Here is a 15,544-nt window from a genome sequence, read left to right as displayed (position 1 = left end):
CATTCCGCGGCGGCCCTCGCCGGCGCATCCCCCGCGGACCGGACCTTCGGCGTGTCCTCCCCATGACGGGAGGGGAGGGTCAGAGCACGGTGACCGGGTCGCCCTGGGTCAGGACGCCGGGGCCGTCCGGGATGAGGTTGACGCCGAACCAGACCTTCCCGTCCCACCTGCGGTGCCGGGCGAGCGTGCGCGTGGGCTCCTTGCCCTTGGCGAGCGTCACCGGGTCGATCGTCGGCAGCACACAGCGATCGCAGCCCTTGCTGACCCGGAAGTCCACCTCGCCGATCCGCACCCGCTTCCAGGTGTCCTCGTCGAACGGCTCCGCCACGCCGTCGATCACCACGTTCGGCCGGAAACGGCGCATCGAGAGCGGCGGCCGGGGCTCCTCGCCCCGTTCGGCGGCCGTCTCGGCCACCCAGGCGTTGAGCCGGTCGAGGGAGGCCGTGGTGGTGAGCAGCAGCGGATAGGCGTCCGCGAGGCTCACGCGGTCCTCGGGCCGGCCGTACAGGGGGTCGACGGGACGGCCGGAGGGGTCGTCCTGCCAGGCCAGCCGGGCGGGCTCCCCGAGCAGCGCCGACAGCCACGCGGCCGCCTCGTCGCCGCAGTCGGCCAGGTCCAGGACCTCCTTGGGGTAGGTCACCGGGATCCTCCGGCCGGCCACCTCACGCCCCCCGCGCGGGACGACGCGAAGGGGCGCCGCGTGCGGTCCGGTGAGCGTCAACGCGTCGCCGTCCGGCGCGTCGTCGTCCGGCGTGGCCACGCAGGCCAGCAGCCGCGCGTGCGTGCGCGCCGTCAGCACCTTGCCGTCACCGCCGACGACCACGAAACGCCGGTCGCCGGCGAGCCCCCACGGCTCCACCTCGGCCCGCCGCACCTCGTGACCGCCCGTGGACTTCACCGGATAGAAATGGATGCTCGCCAACCTCATGCGTCGGACGGTACCGCACGGCCCGGCGCCGCCCCCGCGCGGTCTCAGGACGTCGCGCGGAACGTCTCGAGGAGGTGCGGAACGTCTCCAGGAGGAACGTCTCCAGGAGGTCAGGACGTCGGGCGGAACGTCTCCAGGAACACCTTGCGCGTCTGCGCCTGGTCGTCCCAGCCCAGCTCCGGCATGTCGAACGTGATCTTGAACGCGTCCTTGTCGTCGATCGTGACGTACCGGGTCAGCGCGTGCATCGGGACGCCGTTGGACTGCGTGTAGGTGTACTCCCAGTCCGCGGCCTTCCACGTGCGGAACTGCGTCGCCTGGAGCTGCACCTGGATGTAGCCGTCGACGCCGCCGTCCGCCTCGGCCCGGCTCAGTTCGCCCAGGCCGCCGTCCTGCTGCGGCGGCACCGGCTCGACCACGATCCGCATGCCCGAGTCCTTCGGCCCCGCGAACGTCGTCCCGTCGCCGGACGTGGCCGGCTTCCAGGCGGCGGGCACGGCGGCCTTGAAGCCGGGCGGCGTGTGCTCCTTGTAGCCCTCCGGCACGGTCGCCGCCTGCAGCGGCGCGGCCGTGGCGGCGGGCTCGGAGGTCGCCCCGGAGGTCGCGGACGTGGTCGCCGGCGTAGGGGAGCCGGAGCCGGACGAGAGGAACACGGTGGCCGCCACGACGGCGCTCACGGCCGCCACCGAGACGAGGATGAGGCGGGGCGTCGGCCGCCCGTCGCGCAGCCACGGGCCCTCGTCGTCGTCCGGTCGCCGCCTGCCCTTCCCCGGGCGCACGCCGTCGCGCGGCGGTGCGGAGGGGCGGCGCCGCGGCACGTCCGCCGACAGGTCGCGGGAGTGGTCGCGCAGGTGGTCCTCGGAGGCCAGCGGCCAGGGGGCGGCCCGGCTGTCCGTGGTCAGCGGCAGGATCGGCTGCGGTCCCTGGCGCGGGCCGGAGCGGGCGTTCGGGGCCGGGGGGTCGCCGAAGAGGACGGCGGCGTCCAGGCGCTCGTCCGTGCCCGCGGCGGCCTGCAGCCGTCCGGCGAGGCTCGACGGCCCACCTGCACCCGCGGGCCCGCCGGTCTCGGGCCCTCCGGAGAGCGCGTCACGAGCCGAAACCCCGGGAGCCCCGAAGCCGCCCGGCTCCGAAGTGCCCGAAGCCCCGAAGGTCCCGGAAGCGCCGGCGACACCCGGGACACCGGACGGACCGGCGCCGGTCGTCCCGAAGCCGTGCGGGTGGGGGCCGGTCGTGCCGGGTCCGTGCGGGTGCGCGCCGGTCGCGCCGGGCGCGGACAGCGGCCCCGACGGGCCGCCGAAGGCGTCGAACCCCTGGGGCGGCATCGCGATCCGGTCGGTGTGGTGGCCCCCCGACGCGCCGGCCGGCGCGTCGTAGCCTCCCGAGTACGTTCCCGCCGCGTCGCCGAGACCCGGCTCGTACGGCACGCGCACCGGGCCCGACGGCGTCTCGACGATGCGCGAGGGCATCGGCCCGGACGGCGGGTCGAGCGGCGGCAGCAGCCCGGCCGGCGTCGGGTCGGCCTCCGTGGGCAGAGGCGCCTGCGGCGTCTCCGGGTTGCGCGGCCGGGCGGAGCCGTGGGCCAGCAGGATGTGCTCGAGGGCGTCGGTGACCTGCGCGGCGGTGAGCCGCTCGGCCGGGTTCTTGCGCAGCAGCCCCTCGATGACGGGCAGCAGCGCCCCGGCGCGGTGCGGGCGGACCGGTTCCTGCGTCAGCACCGCGCCGAGCACGGCGATCGCGTCCGGCCCCTCGTACGGCGGGCGTCCCTCGACGGCCGCGTACAGCGTCGCGCCGAACGACCACAGGTCGGCCGCGGCCGTGATCTGCTGGCCCGACAGCCGCTCCGGCGGCACGTACGCGGGCGAGCCCATGAGCAGGCCCGTCTGCGTGATCGTGACGTCGCCCTCGATGGCGGCGATGCCGAAGTCGGTGAGCACCACCCGGTCGGCGGTGAGCAGCACGTTGCCCGGCTTGACGTCGCGGTGCAGGATCCCCGCCGCGTGGGCGTGACGCAGCGCGTCGAGCACCCGGATGCCGATCTCCGCGGCCTGCGCCACCGGCAGCGGGCCGCTCTGCCGTACGGCCTGCTCCAGCGACCACGCGCGGAACAGCTCCATGACGATCCAGGGCCGGCCGTCCTCCTCGACCACGTCGTGGACGGTCACGATGCCGGGGTGCGTCAGCCGCGCGGCCGAGCGGGCCTCGCGCAGCATGCGCCGGTGCGCCACCTGCTTACCCGCGTGGTCCAGTCCGTGCGGCAGGATCAGCTCCTTGACCGCCACGTCACGGTCGAGCAGCACGTCGTGGGCCTGCCACACCATGCCCATGCCGCCCCGGCCCACCGGCGACATCAGCCTGTAGCGCCGGCCGATCAAGCGTCCCTGGCTCCGCGACACTTCCCCCTGTGTGCCGGGCCCGCCGAGCAACCGGTCGGCTGCCATTTCCGCCCCCAAAGTCTCCCGCCTCATCGGTCACATGCGTCGCGCCACGGTTCCAGATTATGAGGTTCGACACGATATAGGCACGCCATTACGGAACGGAAGCAGCATCAAGTCCTGACAAATCCCATTACGTCCGGAAATATCACGGATCAAATGGATCAAGTGCGGAATCGGCTAGGGCCAGCAATGCGTTCGTGAACGCCTCCGCCGGCGGGCTCACCAGCCCCGCCCCGACCTGCCCCGTGCCCGCCACGCGCCCGGCGATGCCGGTGTTGACGACCGGCAGCACCCCCGTCCGGGCCACCAGTGTGAGGTCGATCCCGACCGGCGTTCCCCGGAAGCCGAGCGCCGGGATCTGGTACGCGGGGTGCTCGGCGAGCGTGATCTCGTACATGGACCGGGTCGCCGCCACGGCGTCCGCCACCTCGCCGCCCACGAAGCGCACGATGGCCGGGGCCGCCGCCATCGCGAACCCGCCCAGCCCCGCCGTCTCGGTGATCGTGGAGTCGCCGATGTCGGGGTTCGCGTCGGCCGGCCCGTACGCGCCGAGGTAGAGGCCGTCGGGCACCCCCGCCGGCCCCGTGAACCACCGCTCGCCCAGCCCCGACACCTGCACGCCGAAGTCGGTGCCGTTGCGGGCCATGGCCACGACCAGCGACGAACCCGGCACGTCGCGGGCCGCGTCGGCCGAGACCTTGGCGGCGGCCATGGCGGCGTTCAGGAAGAAGTGGTCGTTGCCGCCGACGAACCGCAGCACCTCGGCGGCGTGCCCCGGCGCCGCGTTCACCACGTACGGCGCCAGCTCCCGCAGCAGCAGCGACGTGGCCGCGCGGTTGCGGTTGTGCAGCTCGTCGCCCATCTGCAGCGCCTGCGCGGCCAGCGCCCGCAGGTCGATCGGCCCGGCCAGCTCCACCGCCGCCGACAGGACCGGCCCCAGCACGTGGTCCATCCAGCCGAGCCGGTCGAGCACCTCCGGGCCGTACGCGCCGTAGCGCAGCACCCGGCCGAGCCCCTCGTTCAGCGAGCAGTACGCGACGCCGCCGTGGACGTCGTCACGCACCTCGAACATCCACATCGACGGGCTCACCACGCCCGCCATCGGCCCCACGGTCCGGTGGTGGTGGCAGGGCTCCAGCCGCACCCGGCCCGACTCCAGCCGGGCACGGGCGTCGTGCTCGTCGAGGGCGTACCCCTCCAGCAGCATCGCGCCGATCAGCGCGCCGCGCATCGGCCCCGACGCCCGCTCCCAGTCGAGGGGCGGCCCGGCGTGCAGGAACATCGGCTGCGGCAGCTCCAGCAGCTCCGAGGCGCGCCGCACGCGCACCAGCAGGGGGCGGGACGAGGTCAGCCGGTCCACGGCCCGCTCGTTGGCGGCGCGCCGCCGCGGGTCGGCGAGGACCCGGGCGAGGGCGCCGGCGGTGCCGGGCAGCGGCGGCCGCCAGTCCACGGGGGTGGTGGGAACGGCTTGGGCGTCCAGGGCCTCGCGCAGCAGGTCCACGCCGGCGGTGATCACCTGGGGCGGGCTGGAGAGCAGCGTCATCGCAGGTCCCTCGCGTACCGGGCGGCCTGGGCGTTGGACACGAAGACCGAGGCGCCGGCCTCGCGGAAGGCGGCGGCCTGCCGGTGCAGGTCCTGCGGGTCGCCCTCGGTGCCGACGAGCGCGACCACCACGGCGGCGGCCGGGCAACGGGCCACGGCGGGCGCCAGCGACGCGGCCGGGTCGGGATCGGCGCCGTGGCCGAGGACGACGTCGAGCAGGACCACCTCGTCCGGGCCGACGCGGGCGAGCGCGTCCAGGCGCAGCGCCGGGTCGATCATGGGATGGGGCCGGCCCCGGGTGTAGGCGTCGGCCCCGAAGTCGACGAACTCACCGGAACCGGAACCGGAACCGGGACCGGAACCGGAACCGGGACCGGGACCGGAGGGGGCGGCCTCGGAACCGGCGCCCGCCTCGGCGCCGGGACCCGCCGCGACGATGGCGGCGGCCTCGGCGCACAGCGTCCCGCCCGCGTAGAGGCCCCTGACCGCGCCCGGCTCCGGGGAGCGGCGGGCGGGAACGGGCCAGGAGGGCCAGAGGGGCACGGGCGCGCCGAGCGCGCGCAGGGCCCGCTCCGCCGCGCCCGTCAGGTCGTCGCGCCCGGTCAGCGCGGGCACGACCGGTGTGCGCAGCGACTCCACCACCTCCTGGACGGCCCGCGCCACCCCCGGGTCCGGCGGCTTGGACACGAGCACGATCAGCTCGGTCGCCGGGTCCTCGTCGAGCAGCCGCAGCGCCCGCACCGCCGACAGCCCGCCCACCTCGGCCGACAGGTCCCTGCCGCCGACGCCGAGCACATGGCTCACCCCGGTGCCGGCCAGGTCCAGCAGCGAGGTCACCTGCTGCGCCCCGGTGCCGGACGCGGCGACCACGCCCACCGGGCCCGGCCGCAGGACGTTGGCGAAGCCGAGGCCCACGCCGGCGATCACGGCCGTGCCGCAGTCGGGGCCCATGACGAGCACGCCGCGCTCGGCGGCCAGCCGCTTGAGCAGCACCTCCTGCCGTACGGGGACGCCGTCGCTGAAGATCATCACGTCGAGGCCCGCCTCGATGGCGTCCACCGCCTCCGGCAGGACGTGCTCGCCGGGCACCGACACCAGCGCCACCCCGGCGGCCTCGCCCGCCCGCGCGGCGGCCGAACGGGTGGTGCGCGGGGCCGGCCCCTCCGCCCCGGCCATGCCGTATGCGGAGGAACCGGCCGGGCCGCGCGCGGAGGACAGGGCCGCGAGGAGCCGGTCCAGCTCCCGCTCGGCCGCCGCCACGTCCCGGCCGCGCAGCGCGACGAGCAGGTCGGAGGGCCCGGCCGGGGGAGGGGCGAAGCCGAGGTCGCGGGCCATGGCGAGGTTCAGCTCGGTGGCCATGGCGACCAGGGCCACGTCCATGCCGGGCAGGTCGGACAGGGCCCGGCTGACCCGCATGAGCGTCACGGAGTCGTGGTAGACCCCGGCCCGCACCACGACGGCGGCCTCCCCGGCCCCCGGGGTCACGCGCACTCCCGGGGCCGGAAGAGCTCCTTGGGGGAGGAAGACTCGCGGAACGAAGGGGGTTCCTGGAGGGAGGAGGATTCTCGGGAAGGGGACTCCTGGGGCGAGAAGGCGAGGACGGAGCGCAGACCGATCGCGATCCCCTGGGCGAGATCCGACCCCGACGTATGGCCGAGGGCGTGCAGGCGGCGCACGGCGGGCTCCAGCGGGTGGTGCCCGGCCAGGGCCCGCAGCACCCCGCCCACCTCCGGGCTCGCCTGCCCCAGCGCCGCGCAGTGCAGCAGCGTCGCCGACAGGGGCGTGGTGCGCGTCCGCGCGTCGTAGGTGACCGTGGCCGCGAGCCAGTCCGCCAGCCACACCGCTCGCGCTGCGCCCGTGGCCGCGCCGAGCAGCCGCAACGTCACCATCAGCCCGGCCAGCACGTCGTCCCCGCTCGGCGTCAGCCCCGGGCCGAGCCCGACGAGCCGCTCGGCCGCCGTCAGCACGTCCAGCAGCCTCCCGCTCGCGCACCCGGACGCCAGCAGCTCCACGGCGGGCTCGCCCGCCAGCGCGGGCTCTCCGGGCGTCAGTCCGGCCGCCGCCTCCCGCAGCCGGGCCGGGTCCGCCTCTCCGAGCGGCGGCGCCGGGTCCCACCAGCGCGACGCGCGCAGGCTCAGCCGTCCCAGCCGTACCGCGCCGTCGCCCACGGACGCGTCGTCACCCACCGTGAGCCGCGGCGGCTCGCCCGCGAGCAGCACCGCGTTGGGCAGCCGGGTCGCGCCCGGCGTGAGCACCGCGATGACCGACGGCTCCCGATCCGTCCTGACCTGGAGGTAGGCCCCCGCGGGGAAGGCGGCGAGCACGCGGGCCGCGCGGCGCGGCGCGTCGAGCAGCGGCCGGACCGCCGTGCTCGCGGCCCCGGTCGCGTGGACATGCGGCCGCCTCGCGCGTGTACCGACGGTCACCGGACCTCCTCACCGCCTCTGGGCCTTGACGGTAGAACGACCGTTCAACCACGCCGTACGGAGAAATTTGCCAACAGTGCGCAAGAAGGTTGGCTCTTCCTGACAGACCGCTTCCCGGGTCACAATCACCCCATGGAGCCCCCCGTTCGCCCGGCCAGCACGGGAACGATCATCCATGGTCTGTCCGTCGGGGAGGTGCTCGGCGTCTCGACACTCGCCCAAGCCCGGCTGATCGCGGGGGAGAGCGGCCTCGGCCGGATCGTGCAGCGCCTGAACGTCATGGAGGTGCCCGACGTCCTCGCCTGGGTCAAGCCGCACGAACTGCTCCTCACCACCGGCTACCCGCTGCGCAACACCCCCCAGTCGCTCGGCCGGCTGGTCGCCGACCTCGACGAGCGCGGGCTGTCGGCGCTGGCCATCAAGCTCGGCCGGTACGTGGACGAGCTGCCGGACGAGATGGTCGAGCAGGCGGACCGGCTCGGGTTCCCGCTGATCCAGCTCCCCGACGACGTCGGCTTCGACGACATCCTCAACCAGGTGCTGACCGACATCCTCAACCGGCAGGCGGCCGCGCTCGCGCGGGGCGAGGAGGCGCACCGGGCGCTGGTCCAGGTGGTGCTGGCCGGCGGCGGGCTCGACGAGGTGACCGAGGGGGTGGCCGGGCTGCTCGACGTGGCCGTGGCGGCGGTGGACGGCGCCGGTCGCGTCCTCGCGACGGCCGGACCGCAGGGCGACGTGACGGTCCTGCGCCAGTCGATCGCCTCCGACGGTCCCGCCGTCCCGCCCCAGGCCGTCCCGCCGGCGAACGGGGCGAACGCGGGAGGAGGGGGACGGGACTTCGTGTCGGTGCCCGTCGTCGCCGGCGGTCACCACCACGGCCGGATCGTCGCCTACAGCCCGTCGGGCGCAATCCGCGACAGCGACGTCGGCATCCTGGAGCGCGCCGCCACCGTCGCCGCCCTCGTCGTCACCCGCCAGGAGGCGGTCAACGCCGTCGAGAGCAAGTACCGCGCCGACTTCCTGCGCGACGTCCTCACCGGCCGCGCCGGCACGGCCGAGCGGGTCGCCGCGCGCGCCCGGGCGTTCGGCTGGGACCTCGAACGGCCGGTCACCGTGCTCGTCGCCGAGCTCGACCCGGAGAGCGACGAGCGCACCGCCCAGGACCGCCTGGTCACCAGCTGGACCGCGGCGACCCGCCGCCACGACCCGCGCGGCGCCGTCGCCGGCTTCTCCCACGAGGTGGTCGCCGTGCTCGACGCCAGGGTGGACGCGGCCCGGGTCGCCAAGGACGCGGCCTCCGCCTTCTCCGACCTGCCGCCGGCCACCTTCTCCACCGGCACCTCCCGCCCGTCGCCGGGCGTCGCGACGCTGCCCGAGGCGTACGCGCAGGCCCTGAAGGCGGCGCGCGTCGGCCGCCAGCTCCACGGGCCCGGCGCGGTCGCCCACTTCGACCAGCTCGGCGTCTACCGGCTGCTCTCGCTGGTGAACGACACGGCGGAGCTGCACGCGTTCGTCCGCGAGACCCTGGGGCCGCTCGCCAGCGACGACGACGCCGAGAACGCCGACCTGCGGCGCACGCTGCAGGTGCTCCTGGAGACCAACCTCAACGTGGCCGAGACGGCCCGGCGGCTGCATTTCCACTACAACACGCTGCGCTACCGCATCGGCAAGCTGGAGCGCCTGCTGGGCGGCTTCACCGACGACCCGCACCTGCGGCTCAACCTCACGCTGGCGCTGCACGTCCTGAGGATGCGCGGCATCTAGCCGCGTCCGGGCCCGCCGCCGCGTCTAGGCTTGGGTGCCGTGGAATTCGAACTGCGCTCCGACTACATCCCGCTGTGCGACCTGCTGAAGTACTGCGGCATCACCGAGACGGGCGGCATGGCCAAGCACCTGGTGGCCGAGGGCATGGTGCTGGTGGACGGCGAGGTGGAACTGCGCAAGACCGCCAAGATCCGCTCGGGTCAGGTGGTGAGCGGGGAGGGCTTCACCATCGAGGTCCGCTGACGGGAACGCCCTTCACGAAAAGTCATCACGCCATTACCGACCGTTGACTATTGTCGCCTCTGCCGACGAAAAATAAACGGCCTCCCGAAGGAGGCCGTAGAGCCCGGGAACGTACCCCCGGGCGAGGTGACTCCATGTTAGGACGTGATGGCAGTGGGCGACAAGCCGATTCCCGAACTCGGCAGAGTCGGCGTCTACATCGACGGGTTCAACCTCTACTACGGCCTGCGCGCGGCGGGCCGCCGGAGCCTGCTGTGGCTGGATCTTTGGTCGCTGGCCACCGGCTTCCTCAAGCCGGGGCAACGCCTGGTGTCCGTCCGCTACTTTAGCGCGGCGATCAGGGACGACCCGCCCGCGAGCGCGCGCCAGGAGGCGTATCTCGCCACGCTCGAGAGCCGGGGCGTGGAGGTGACCCTCGGGCGGTTCCAGAAGCAGATCATCCGTTGCCGTGAGTGTGGTGCTCGGCGCCGTACCTTCGCCGAGAAGCAGTCCGATGTCGCTCTCGCCGCAGCCATGGCCGGCGACGTGGCCACCGGCAGCGTGGACGTCGTCATCCTGGTGTCCGCGGACTCCGACCTCTGCGCGGCCATCCACGCGATCAAGCGGCTTGACGCCGGACATGGACGCAAGACGAAGATCGTGTCGGTGTTTCCGCCCCACAGGCGGTCCGACCACCTGCGCCAGTGCAGCGACGCCTGGTTCCCGCTCGGTGCCGCCGTCATCCGCCGGTCCCAGCTTCCCGACGTGGTCCACGGTCGTGACGGCGCCGTCTACCACCGTCCTCCCCACTGGAACTGACCTCACCGTTCAGGTGCGACGGCGTGAGTGCGGGGAATGCTGGTGCTGGACGTGAATTTGGCGGATCATGCCCGTGTGCGGCCGCTGCCCGACGGCCCGGCTGAAGAGGGGCTTTCATGGTTTTTGGCTGGACCAAGCACGGTGACGGCAAGCATCTGGCTCCCGGCGAGGTGGTCAGGCCGGACGAACGGCTGACCTGGCCGCGCATGATCGGCTTCGGCGCGCAGCACGTCGTGGCCATGTTCGGCGCCACCTTCGTCTTCCCCCTGATCATGGGGCTCGACCCGAACATCGCGATCATGATGTCCGGCGTGGCGACGATCCTTTTCCTGCTGATCGTCAAGGGACGCATCCCCAGCTACCTGGGCACCAGCGCCTCGTTTGTGGGCGGCGTGCTCGCGATCCGGGCGGTCGCCGGCGGCGACACGGCCGGGGCCGACGCCGTCGTCACCGGCGCCATCCTCGTCGCCGGGCTCGTGCTCGCCCTGGCCGGGCTCGCGGTGCACTTCCTCGGCGTCGAGATCATCCACAAGATCTTCCCGCCCGTCGTCACCGGCGGCGTGGTCATGCTCATCGGGTTCGGGCTGGCGTACGTGGTGGCCGACGTGTACTGGCCGCAGGACCAGTGGATGGCGCTGGTCACGATGCTGGTGACGTTCGTGCTCGTGGTGGCGTTCAAGGGGTTCGTCGGCCGGATCGGCATCCTCATCGGCCTGGTGATCGGGTTCGTGCTGTCGTGGGCGGCCGACAAGGTGTTCGGCCGGGTGCCCGCCTACACCGACGGCGTCCTCAGCATCGCGCCCCACTACCGGGTGGACCTCGGCAAGGTCGCCTCGGCCCCGTGGATCGGGCTGCCGGACTTCCACCTGCCCGACGTCCGCTTCTCCGCGGTGCTCCTCGTGCTGCCCGCGGTCATCGCGCTGATCGCCGAGAACATCGGCCACGTCAAGGCCGTCGGCGAGATGACCGGCGCCGACGTCAACCCGTACGTGGGCCGGGCCATCGCCGCCGACGGCGTGGCCACCGCGGTCGCCACCGCGGTCGGCGGCTCGCCCACCACCACCTACGCCGAGAACATCGGCGTCATGGCCGCCACCAAGGTCTACTCCACGGCCGCCTACTACATCGCGGGCCTCATCGCGATCCTGTTCGGGCTGAGCCCGAAGTTCGGGGCGCTGGTGTCCGCCACGCCGTCCGGCGTGCTGGGCGGTGTCACGGTCATCCTGTACGGCATGATCGGGCTCCTCGGCGCCAAGATCTGGGTCGAGAACCGGGTCGACTTCGCCGACCCGCTCAACATGGTGCCCATCGGCGCCGGCATCATCCTGGCGGTCGGGCCGGTGAAGTTCCTGATCAGCTCCGACTTCCGGCTGGAGGGCATCGCGTTCGGCACCATCGTGCTGGTGGCCGGGTACCACCTGCTGCGGGTGATCGCCGGCCGCCCGTCGCCCGTGCCGGAGCGGGCTCCCGCGACCGGCGACGAGGGGAGGGACGCGGGGTGAAGCCGCCGCCGTTCACCTACCACGCCCCTCGCGACCTGCGCGAGGCGCTGGACCTGCTGGCCGAGGTGGACGGCAAGGTGCTCGCCGGCGGGCAGAGCCTGATCCCGCTGCTCAACATGCGGCTGGCCGCCCCCGCCCACGTCGTCGACGTCAACCGCCTCCCGGGCCTGTCCACGATCGAGGCGCGCCCCGAGGGCGTGACCGTCGGGGCGCTGGCGCGGCAGGCGGAGGTGGCGCGCGCCGGCGCCCACCCGCTGCTCGGGCAGGCGCTGCGGCTCGTCGCCCACCCGGTCATCCGCAACCGCGGCACCGTCGTGGGCAGCCTGGTCCACGCCGACCCGGCCGCCGAGCTGCCGGCCGTGCTGGCGGTGCTGGGAGGGTCCGTACGGCTGGCCCGCCGCGCCACCGGCGGCTCCCCGGATGCGGCCGTGCGGGAGGTGGCGGCGGACGCGTTCTTCGCCGGGCCGCTGGAGTCGGCCGCCGAGCCGGGGGAGCTGGCCGTGTCGGCGTTCTTCCCGGCGCTGCCCCCGAGGTCCGGGTCGGCGTTCGAGGAGGTGGCCAGGCGGCACGGCGACTACGCGCTGGCCGGCGTCTGCGCCGTCGTGACCCTGGACGAGGACCTGCACGTCGCCGCGGCCCGCGTCGCCTGCGTGGGCGTCGGCCCGGTCCCGGTCGTGGCCGACGTGACCGGGGTGTGCGGGCGACGGCCCGCCGCCACGGTGCCGTGGGAGGCGGTCACCGAGGCCGTCCGGCAGGCCGTGGAACCGGAGGACGACATCCACGCGAGCGCCGCGTACCGGCTGCACCTGGTGGGCGTGCTCGCCGAGCGGGCGCTGAAGGAGGCGGCGGCCCGCGCGGCCACCCCGCCGTGACGGGCGGGGCGGGGGGCCGGGGCCGCGGGCGCGAGGCGGCGAGGGGGACCGGCGGCTCAGGCGAGAGGGACGGGCGGCTCGACGGTGAGCGCGCCGCGAGGCGCGGGGGAGGAGAGCGGTGGAGCACGAGATCACGCTGGTCGTGAACGGCGCCGCACGGCGGGCGCGGGTGCCGGGGAGGCGGCTGCTGTCCGACTGCCTGCGCCACGACCTCGGCCTGACCGGCACCCACGTCGGCTGCGAGCACGGCGTCTGCGGCTGCTGCACGGTCCTGCTCGACGGCGAGCCGGTGCGCTCCTGCCTGACCTTCGCGGTGACGGTGGACGGCCGGGAGATCACCACGGTCGAGGGGCTGGCCGGGCCGGAGGGGCTGTCGCCGGTGCAGCGGGCGTTCGAGGAGTGCCACGCCCTCCAGTGCGGCTTCTGCACGCCCGGGTTCCTCTGCACGGTCACCGCGCTGCTGCGGGACAACCCCGCCCCGGCCGACGACGAGGTGCTGGACGGCATCTCGGGCAACCTGTGCCGCTGCACCGGCTACCAGAACATCGTCAAGGCCGTCCACCGCGCCGCCGAGCTGCTCGCCGAGGAGCGGCGACCCGCCGGGGAGGTGTCATGAGCACCAGGCTGTTCGGCGAGCCGGTACGCAGGCGTGAGGACCGGCGGCTGCTCACCGGCCGGGGCCGCTACGTCGACGACCTGGGGCCGGACGCCCTGGCCGCCGCGTTCGTCCGCTCCCCGCACGCCCGCGCCCGCATCCGCGACATCGACGTCTCCGCCGCCCTCGACGTCGAGGGCCTGGTCGCCGTCTACACCTGGGAGGACCTGCCCGAGCGCGCGGGACGGCCCCTGCCGCTGCTCATCCCGCACCCCGCGCTCACCCACGGCCGCACCGCGTACCCGCTGGCCCGCGACGTGGTCCGCCACGTGGGCGAGCCGGTCGTCATGGTCGTCGCCGCCGACCGCTACCTCGCCGAGGACGCCTGCGCCCTCATCCACGTCGAGTACGAGCCGCTCAAGCCGGTCGTCGGCCTGGAGGAGGCGGCGCACGGCGCCCGGCTCGTCCACGACGACGTGCCCGGCAACGTGGGCGCCCGCCTCGTCCAGGAGGTCCCGGCCCGCGACGGCCGGAGCGCCCGCGAGGCCATCGAGGAGGCGCCGCACACGCTGGCCTTCCGGCTGGACATCGAGCGCAGCGCCAGCATGCCGCTGGAGGGCCGCGCCGTCCACGCCCGCTGGGACGGCACCGACCTGCGCGTCCACTCCAGCACCCAGACCTCGACCAGCGTCCGGATGGCCGTGGCCGCCGCGCTCGGCCTGCCGCTGCCGCACGTCGAGGTCATCGCGCCGGACGTGGGCGGCGGGTTCGGCGTGAAGATCGTCCACCCGTGGCCGGAGGAGATCCTGGTGCCGTGGGCCGCGATGACGCTCGGCCGCGAGGTCAAGTGGACCGAGGACCGGCGCGAGCACTTCGTCTCCTCGGCGCACGAGCGGGCGCAGGTGCAGTACGTCCGGGCCGGGTTCGACGACGACGGGCGGGTGCTCGGGCTGGACGTGACGATCCTGCACGACCACGGCGCCTACACGCCGTACGGGATCATCGTGCCGATCATCACCTCCACCCAGCTCCTCGGGCCGTACAAGATCGGCGCCTACCGGGTCGAGTTCTCCTCGATCTACACCAACACCGTGCAGGTCACGCCGTACCGGGGGGCGGGCCGGCCGCAGGGCGTGTTCTGCATGGAACGCACCATGGACAAGATCGCCCAGCATCTCGGCAAGGACCGCACCGAGGTGCGCCGGGCCAACTTCATCGAGCCCGACGAGTTCCCGTACGACCAGGGCCTGATCTTCCAGGACGGCCGGCCGCTCATCTACGACAGCGGCGACTACCCCCGGATGCTGGCCATGCTCAAGGAGCTGATCGGCTGGGACGCGTTCGAGCGGCGGCCCGGGCGCGGCATCGGCGTCGGCTGCTACGTCGAGGGCACCGGCGTCGGCCCGTACGAGGGCGGGCACGTGCAGATCACCTCCGACGGCCGCGTGCACGTCTCCACGGGCCTCACCTCGCAGGGGCAGGGGCACGAGACCGCGTTCGCGCAGATCGCCGCCACGGAGCTGGGCGTGCCCATCGAGCGGATCTCGGTGGTGACGGGCGACACGCGCCGGTTCGGGTACGCGGTGGGCACGTTCGCCTCGCGGGCGGCCGTGGTCAGCGGCAACGCCATCGCGCTGGCCTGCCGCAAGGTGCGGGCCAAGGCGCTGCGCATCGCGGCCGACGCGCTGGAGGCCGACCCGGCCGACCTGGAGATCACCGACGGCATGGTCCACGTCGTGGGCGCGCCGTCGGCCTCGATCCCGCTGGCCACTGTCGCCGTGCTGGCCAACCCGCTGCGCTACGCCTTCGACGACGAGACCGTGCGGGCCACCCAGTTCGCGGGCGCGTCCTCGCCCGACCGGCCGCCGGTCGCCGAGGGCGACGAGCCGGGACTGGAAGGACGGGACTACTACTCGCCGATCCGCTCCACGTTCGCAGCCGGCATGCACGCGGCGATCGTCGAGACCGACCCGCTCACGGCCGAGGTCCGGGTGGTCAGGTACGCGGTGATCCACGACTGTGGCCGGCTGGTCAACCCGATGATCGTCGAGGGGCAGATCCACGGCGGCGTCGCCCAGGGCGTCGGCGGGGCGCTGTACGAGCGGATGGTGTACGACGGGGACGGGCAACTGCTCAACGCCTCGTTCATGGACTTCCTCATGCCGTACGCCACGGAGATCCCGCGCATCGAGACCGGACACCTGGAGACGCCGTCGCCGCTGAACCCCCTGGGCGTCAAGGGCGCGGGGGAGGCGGGGGTCATCCCGGTCTCGGCGGTCATCGCGTCGGCCGTCGAGGACGCCGAGGGGTTCCCCGTCGACCGGATGCCGATCTCGCCGTCGGAGCTGTTCGACCTGCGGCGCCGGCACGCGGGCGGCGGCTGACGGCCCGGCGCGGGCCGGTGGGAGCGGCCGGCGGTCGCGCAGGGCCGGTGCGGAC

The 15,544-nt window shown here is 74.3% G+C and carries 12 protein-coding genes; 7 read left to right on the top strand and 5 right to left on the bottom strand.

Annotated features, from left to right (window positions below; translation table 11 throughout):
* Positions 1 to 79: 79 nt before the first annotated feature.
* The 5 genes from AB0H81_RS22935 to AB0H81_RS22915 all read right to left on the bottom strand — a co-directional run bounded on the left by AB0H81_RS22935 (position 80) and on the right by AB0H81_RS22915 (position 7,331).
* Entirely contained in the window at positions 80 to 928 is an 849-nt protein-coding gene (locus tag AB0H81_RS22935) for an MOSC N-terminal beta barrel domain-containing protein (protein WP_358377912.1), read from the bottom strand.
* Between the two features lie 110 nt (positions 929 to 1,038).
* A complete protein-coding gene (locus AB0H81_RS22930) occupies positions 1,039 to 3,300 on the bottom strand; it encodes a protein kinase (protein WP_358377909.1) in 2,262 nt (753 codons plus the stop codon).
* A 208-nt stretch (positions 3,301 to 3,508) separates the two neighbouring features.
* Positions 3,509 to 4,906: a DUF1116 domain-containing protein gene (locus AB0H81_RS22925; protein WP_358377906.1), complete on the bottom strand. Its 1,398-nt coding sequence runs from the start codon at positions 4,904 to 4,906 to the stop codon at positions 3,509 to 3,511.
* Positions 4,903 to 6,390, bottom strand: coding sequence for an FdrA family protein (locus AB0H81_RS22920; protein WP_358377903.1), 1,488 nt, complete (start codon positions 6,388 to 6,390; stop codon positions 4,903 to 4,905). Before AB0H81_RS22920 ends, AB0H81_RS22925 begins: the two co-directional genes overlap by 4 nt.
* The gene (locus AB0H81_RS22915; protein ID WP_358377900.1) at positions 6,387 to 7,331 is read right to left on the bottom strand and encodes a DUF2877 domain-containing protein; all 945 of its coding nucleotides are present in this window, start codon (positions 7,329 to 7,331) and stop codon (positions 6,387 to 6,389) included. The genes AB0H81_RS22920 and AB0H81_RS22915 overlap by 4 nt, the downstream gene beginning before the upstream one ends.
* 132 nt (positions 7,332 to 7,463) lie before the next feature.
* Between AB0H81_RS22915 and AB0H81_RS22910 the strand changes: the two genes are divergently transcribed.
* From AB0H81_RS22910 to cutA, 7 genes are all read left to right on the top strand, one after another.
* A complete protein-coding gene (locus AB0H81_RS22910; protein WP_358377897.1) occupies positions 7,464 to 9,095 on the top strand; it encodes a PucR family transcriptional regulator ligand-binding domain-containing protein in 1,632 nt (543 codons plus the stop codon).
* A gap of 39 nt (positions 9,096 to 9,134) precedes the next feature.
* Positions 9,135 to 9,338: an RNA-binding S4 domain-containing protein gene (locus tag AB0H81_RS22905; protein ID WP_358377894.1), complete on the top strand. Its 204-nt coding sequence runs from the start codon at positions 9,135 to 9,137 to the stop codon at positions 9,336 to 9,338.
* Between the two features lie 147 nt (positions 9,339 to 9,485).
* Positions 9,486 to 10,136 (top strand): NYN domain-containing protein, encoded by a 651-nt coding sequence (locus AB0H81_RS22900; RefSeq protein ID WP_358377892.1) that lies wholly within the window; start codon positions 9,486 to 9,488, stop codon positions 10,134 to 10,136.
* Positions 10,137 to 10,252: 116 nt separating this feature from the next.
* Positions 10,253 to 11,638: a solute carrier family 23 protein gene (locus AB0H81_RS22895; RefSeq protein ID WP_358377890.1), complete on the top strand. Its 1,386-nt coding sequence runs from the start codon at positions 10,253 to 10,255 to the stop codon at positions 11,636 to 11,638.
* Positions 11,635 to 12,510, top strand: coding sequence for an FAD binding domain-containing protein (locus AB0H81_RS22890; RefSeq protein WP_358377887.1), 876 nt, complete (start codon positions 11,635 to 11,637; stop codon positions 12,508 to 12,510). The genes AB0H81_RS22895 and AB0H81_RS22890 overlap by 4 nt, the downstream gene beginning before the upstream one ends.
* 118 nt (positions 12,511 to 12,628) lie before the next feature.
* On the top strand, positions 12,629 to 13,126 hold the full coding sequence (locus AB0H81_RS22885) for a (2Fe-2S)-binding protein (protein WP_358377884.1): 498 nt from the start codon (positions 12,629 to 12,631) through the stop codon (positions 13,124 to 13,126).
* Positions 13,123 to 15,489: an aerobic carbon-monoxide dehydrogenase large subunit gene (gene cutA / locus AB0H81_RS22880; protein WP_358377882.1), complete on the top strand. Its 2,367-nt coding sequence runs from the start codon at positions 13,123 to 13,125 to the stop codon at positions 15,487 to 15,489. Before AB0H81_RS22885 ends, cutA begins: the two co-directional genes overlap by 4 nt.
* Positions 15,490 to 15,544: the final 55 nt, after the last annotated feature.

The organism is Nonomuraea sp. NPDC050691, assembly GCF_040654455.1.
Lineage (GTDB): Bacteria > Actinomycetota > Actinomycetes > Streptosporangiales > Streptosporangiaceae > Nonomuraea.
The sequence above is the reverse complement of the archived record's forward strand: the minus strand, read 5'-3'. Positions and strand labels throughout refer to the sequence as shown.

Bases quoted from the DNA above. Each gene is read 5' to 3' on its own strand.
- AB0H81_RS22935 (WP_358377912.1), bottom strand. From the start codon at position 928: ATGAGGTTGGCGAGCATCCATTTCTATCCGGTGAAGTCCACGGGCGGT.
- AB0H81_RS22900 (WP_358377892.1), top strand. From the start codon at position 9,486: ATGGCAGTGGGCGACAAGCCGATTCCCGAACTCGGCAGAGTCGGCGTC.
- AB0H81_RS22925 (WP_358377906.1), bottom strand. From the start codon at position 4,906: ATGACGCTGCTCTCCAGCCCGCCCCAGGTGATCACCGCCGGCGTGGAC.
- cutA (WP_358377882.1), top strand. From the start codon at position 13,123: ATGAGCACCAGGCTGTTCGGCGAGCCGGTACGCAGGCGTGAGGACCGG.
- AB0H81_RS22895 (WP_358377890.1), top strand. From the start codon at position 10,253: ATGGTTTTTGGCTGGACCAAGCACGGTGACGGCAAGCATCTGGCTCCC.
- AB0H81_RS22910 (WP_358377897.1), top strand. From the start codon at position 7,464: ATGGAGCCCCCCGTTCGCCCGGCCAGCACGGGAACGATCATCCATGGT.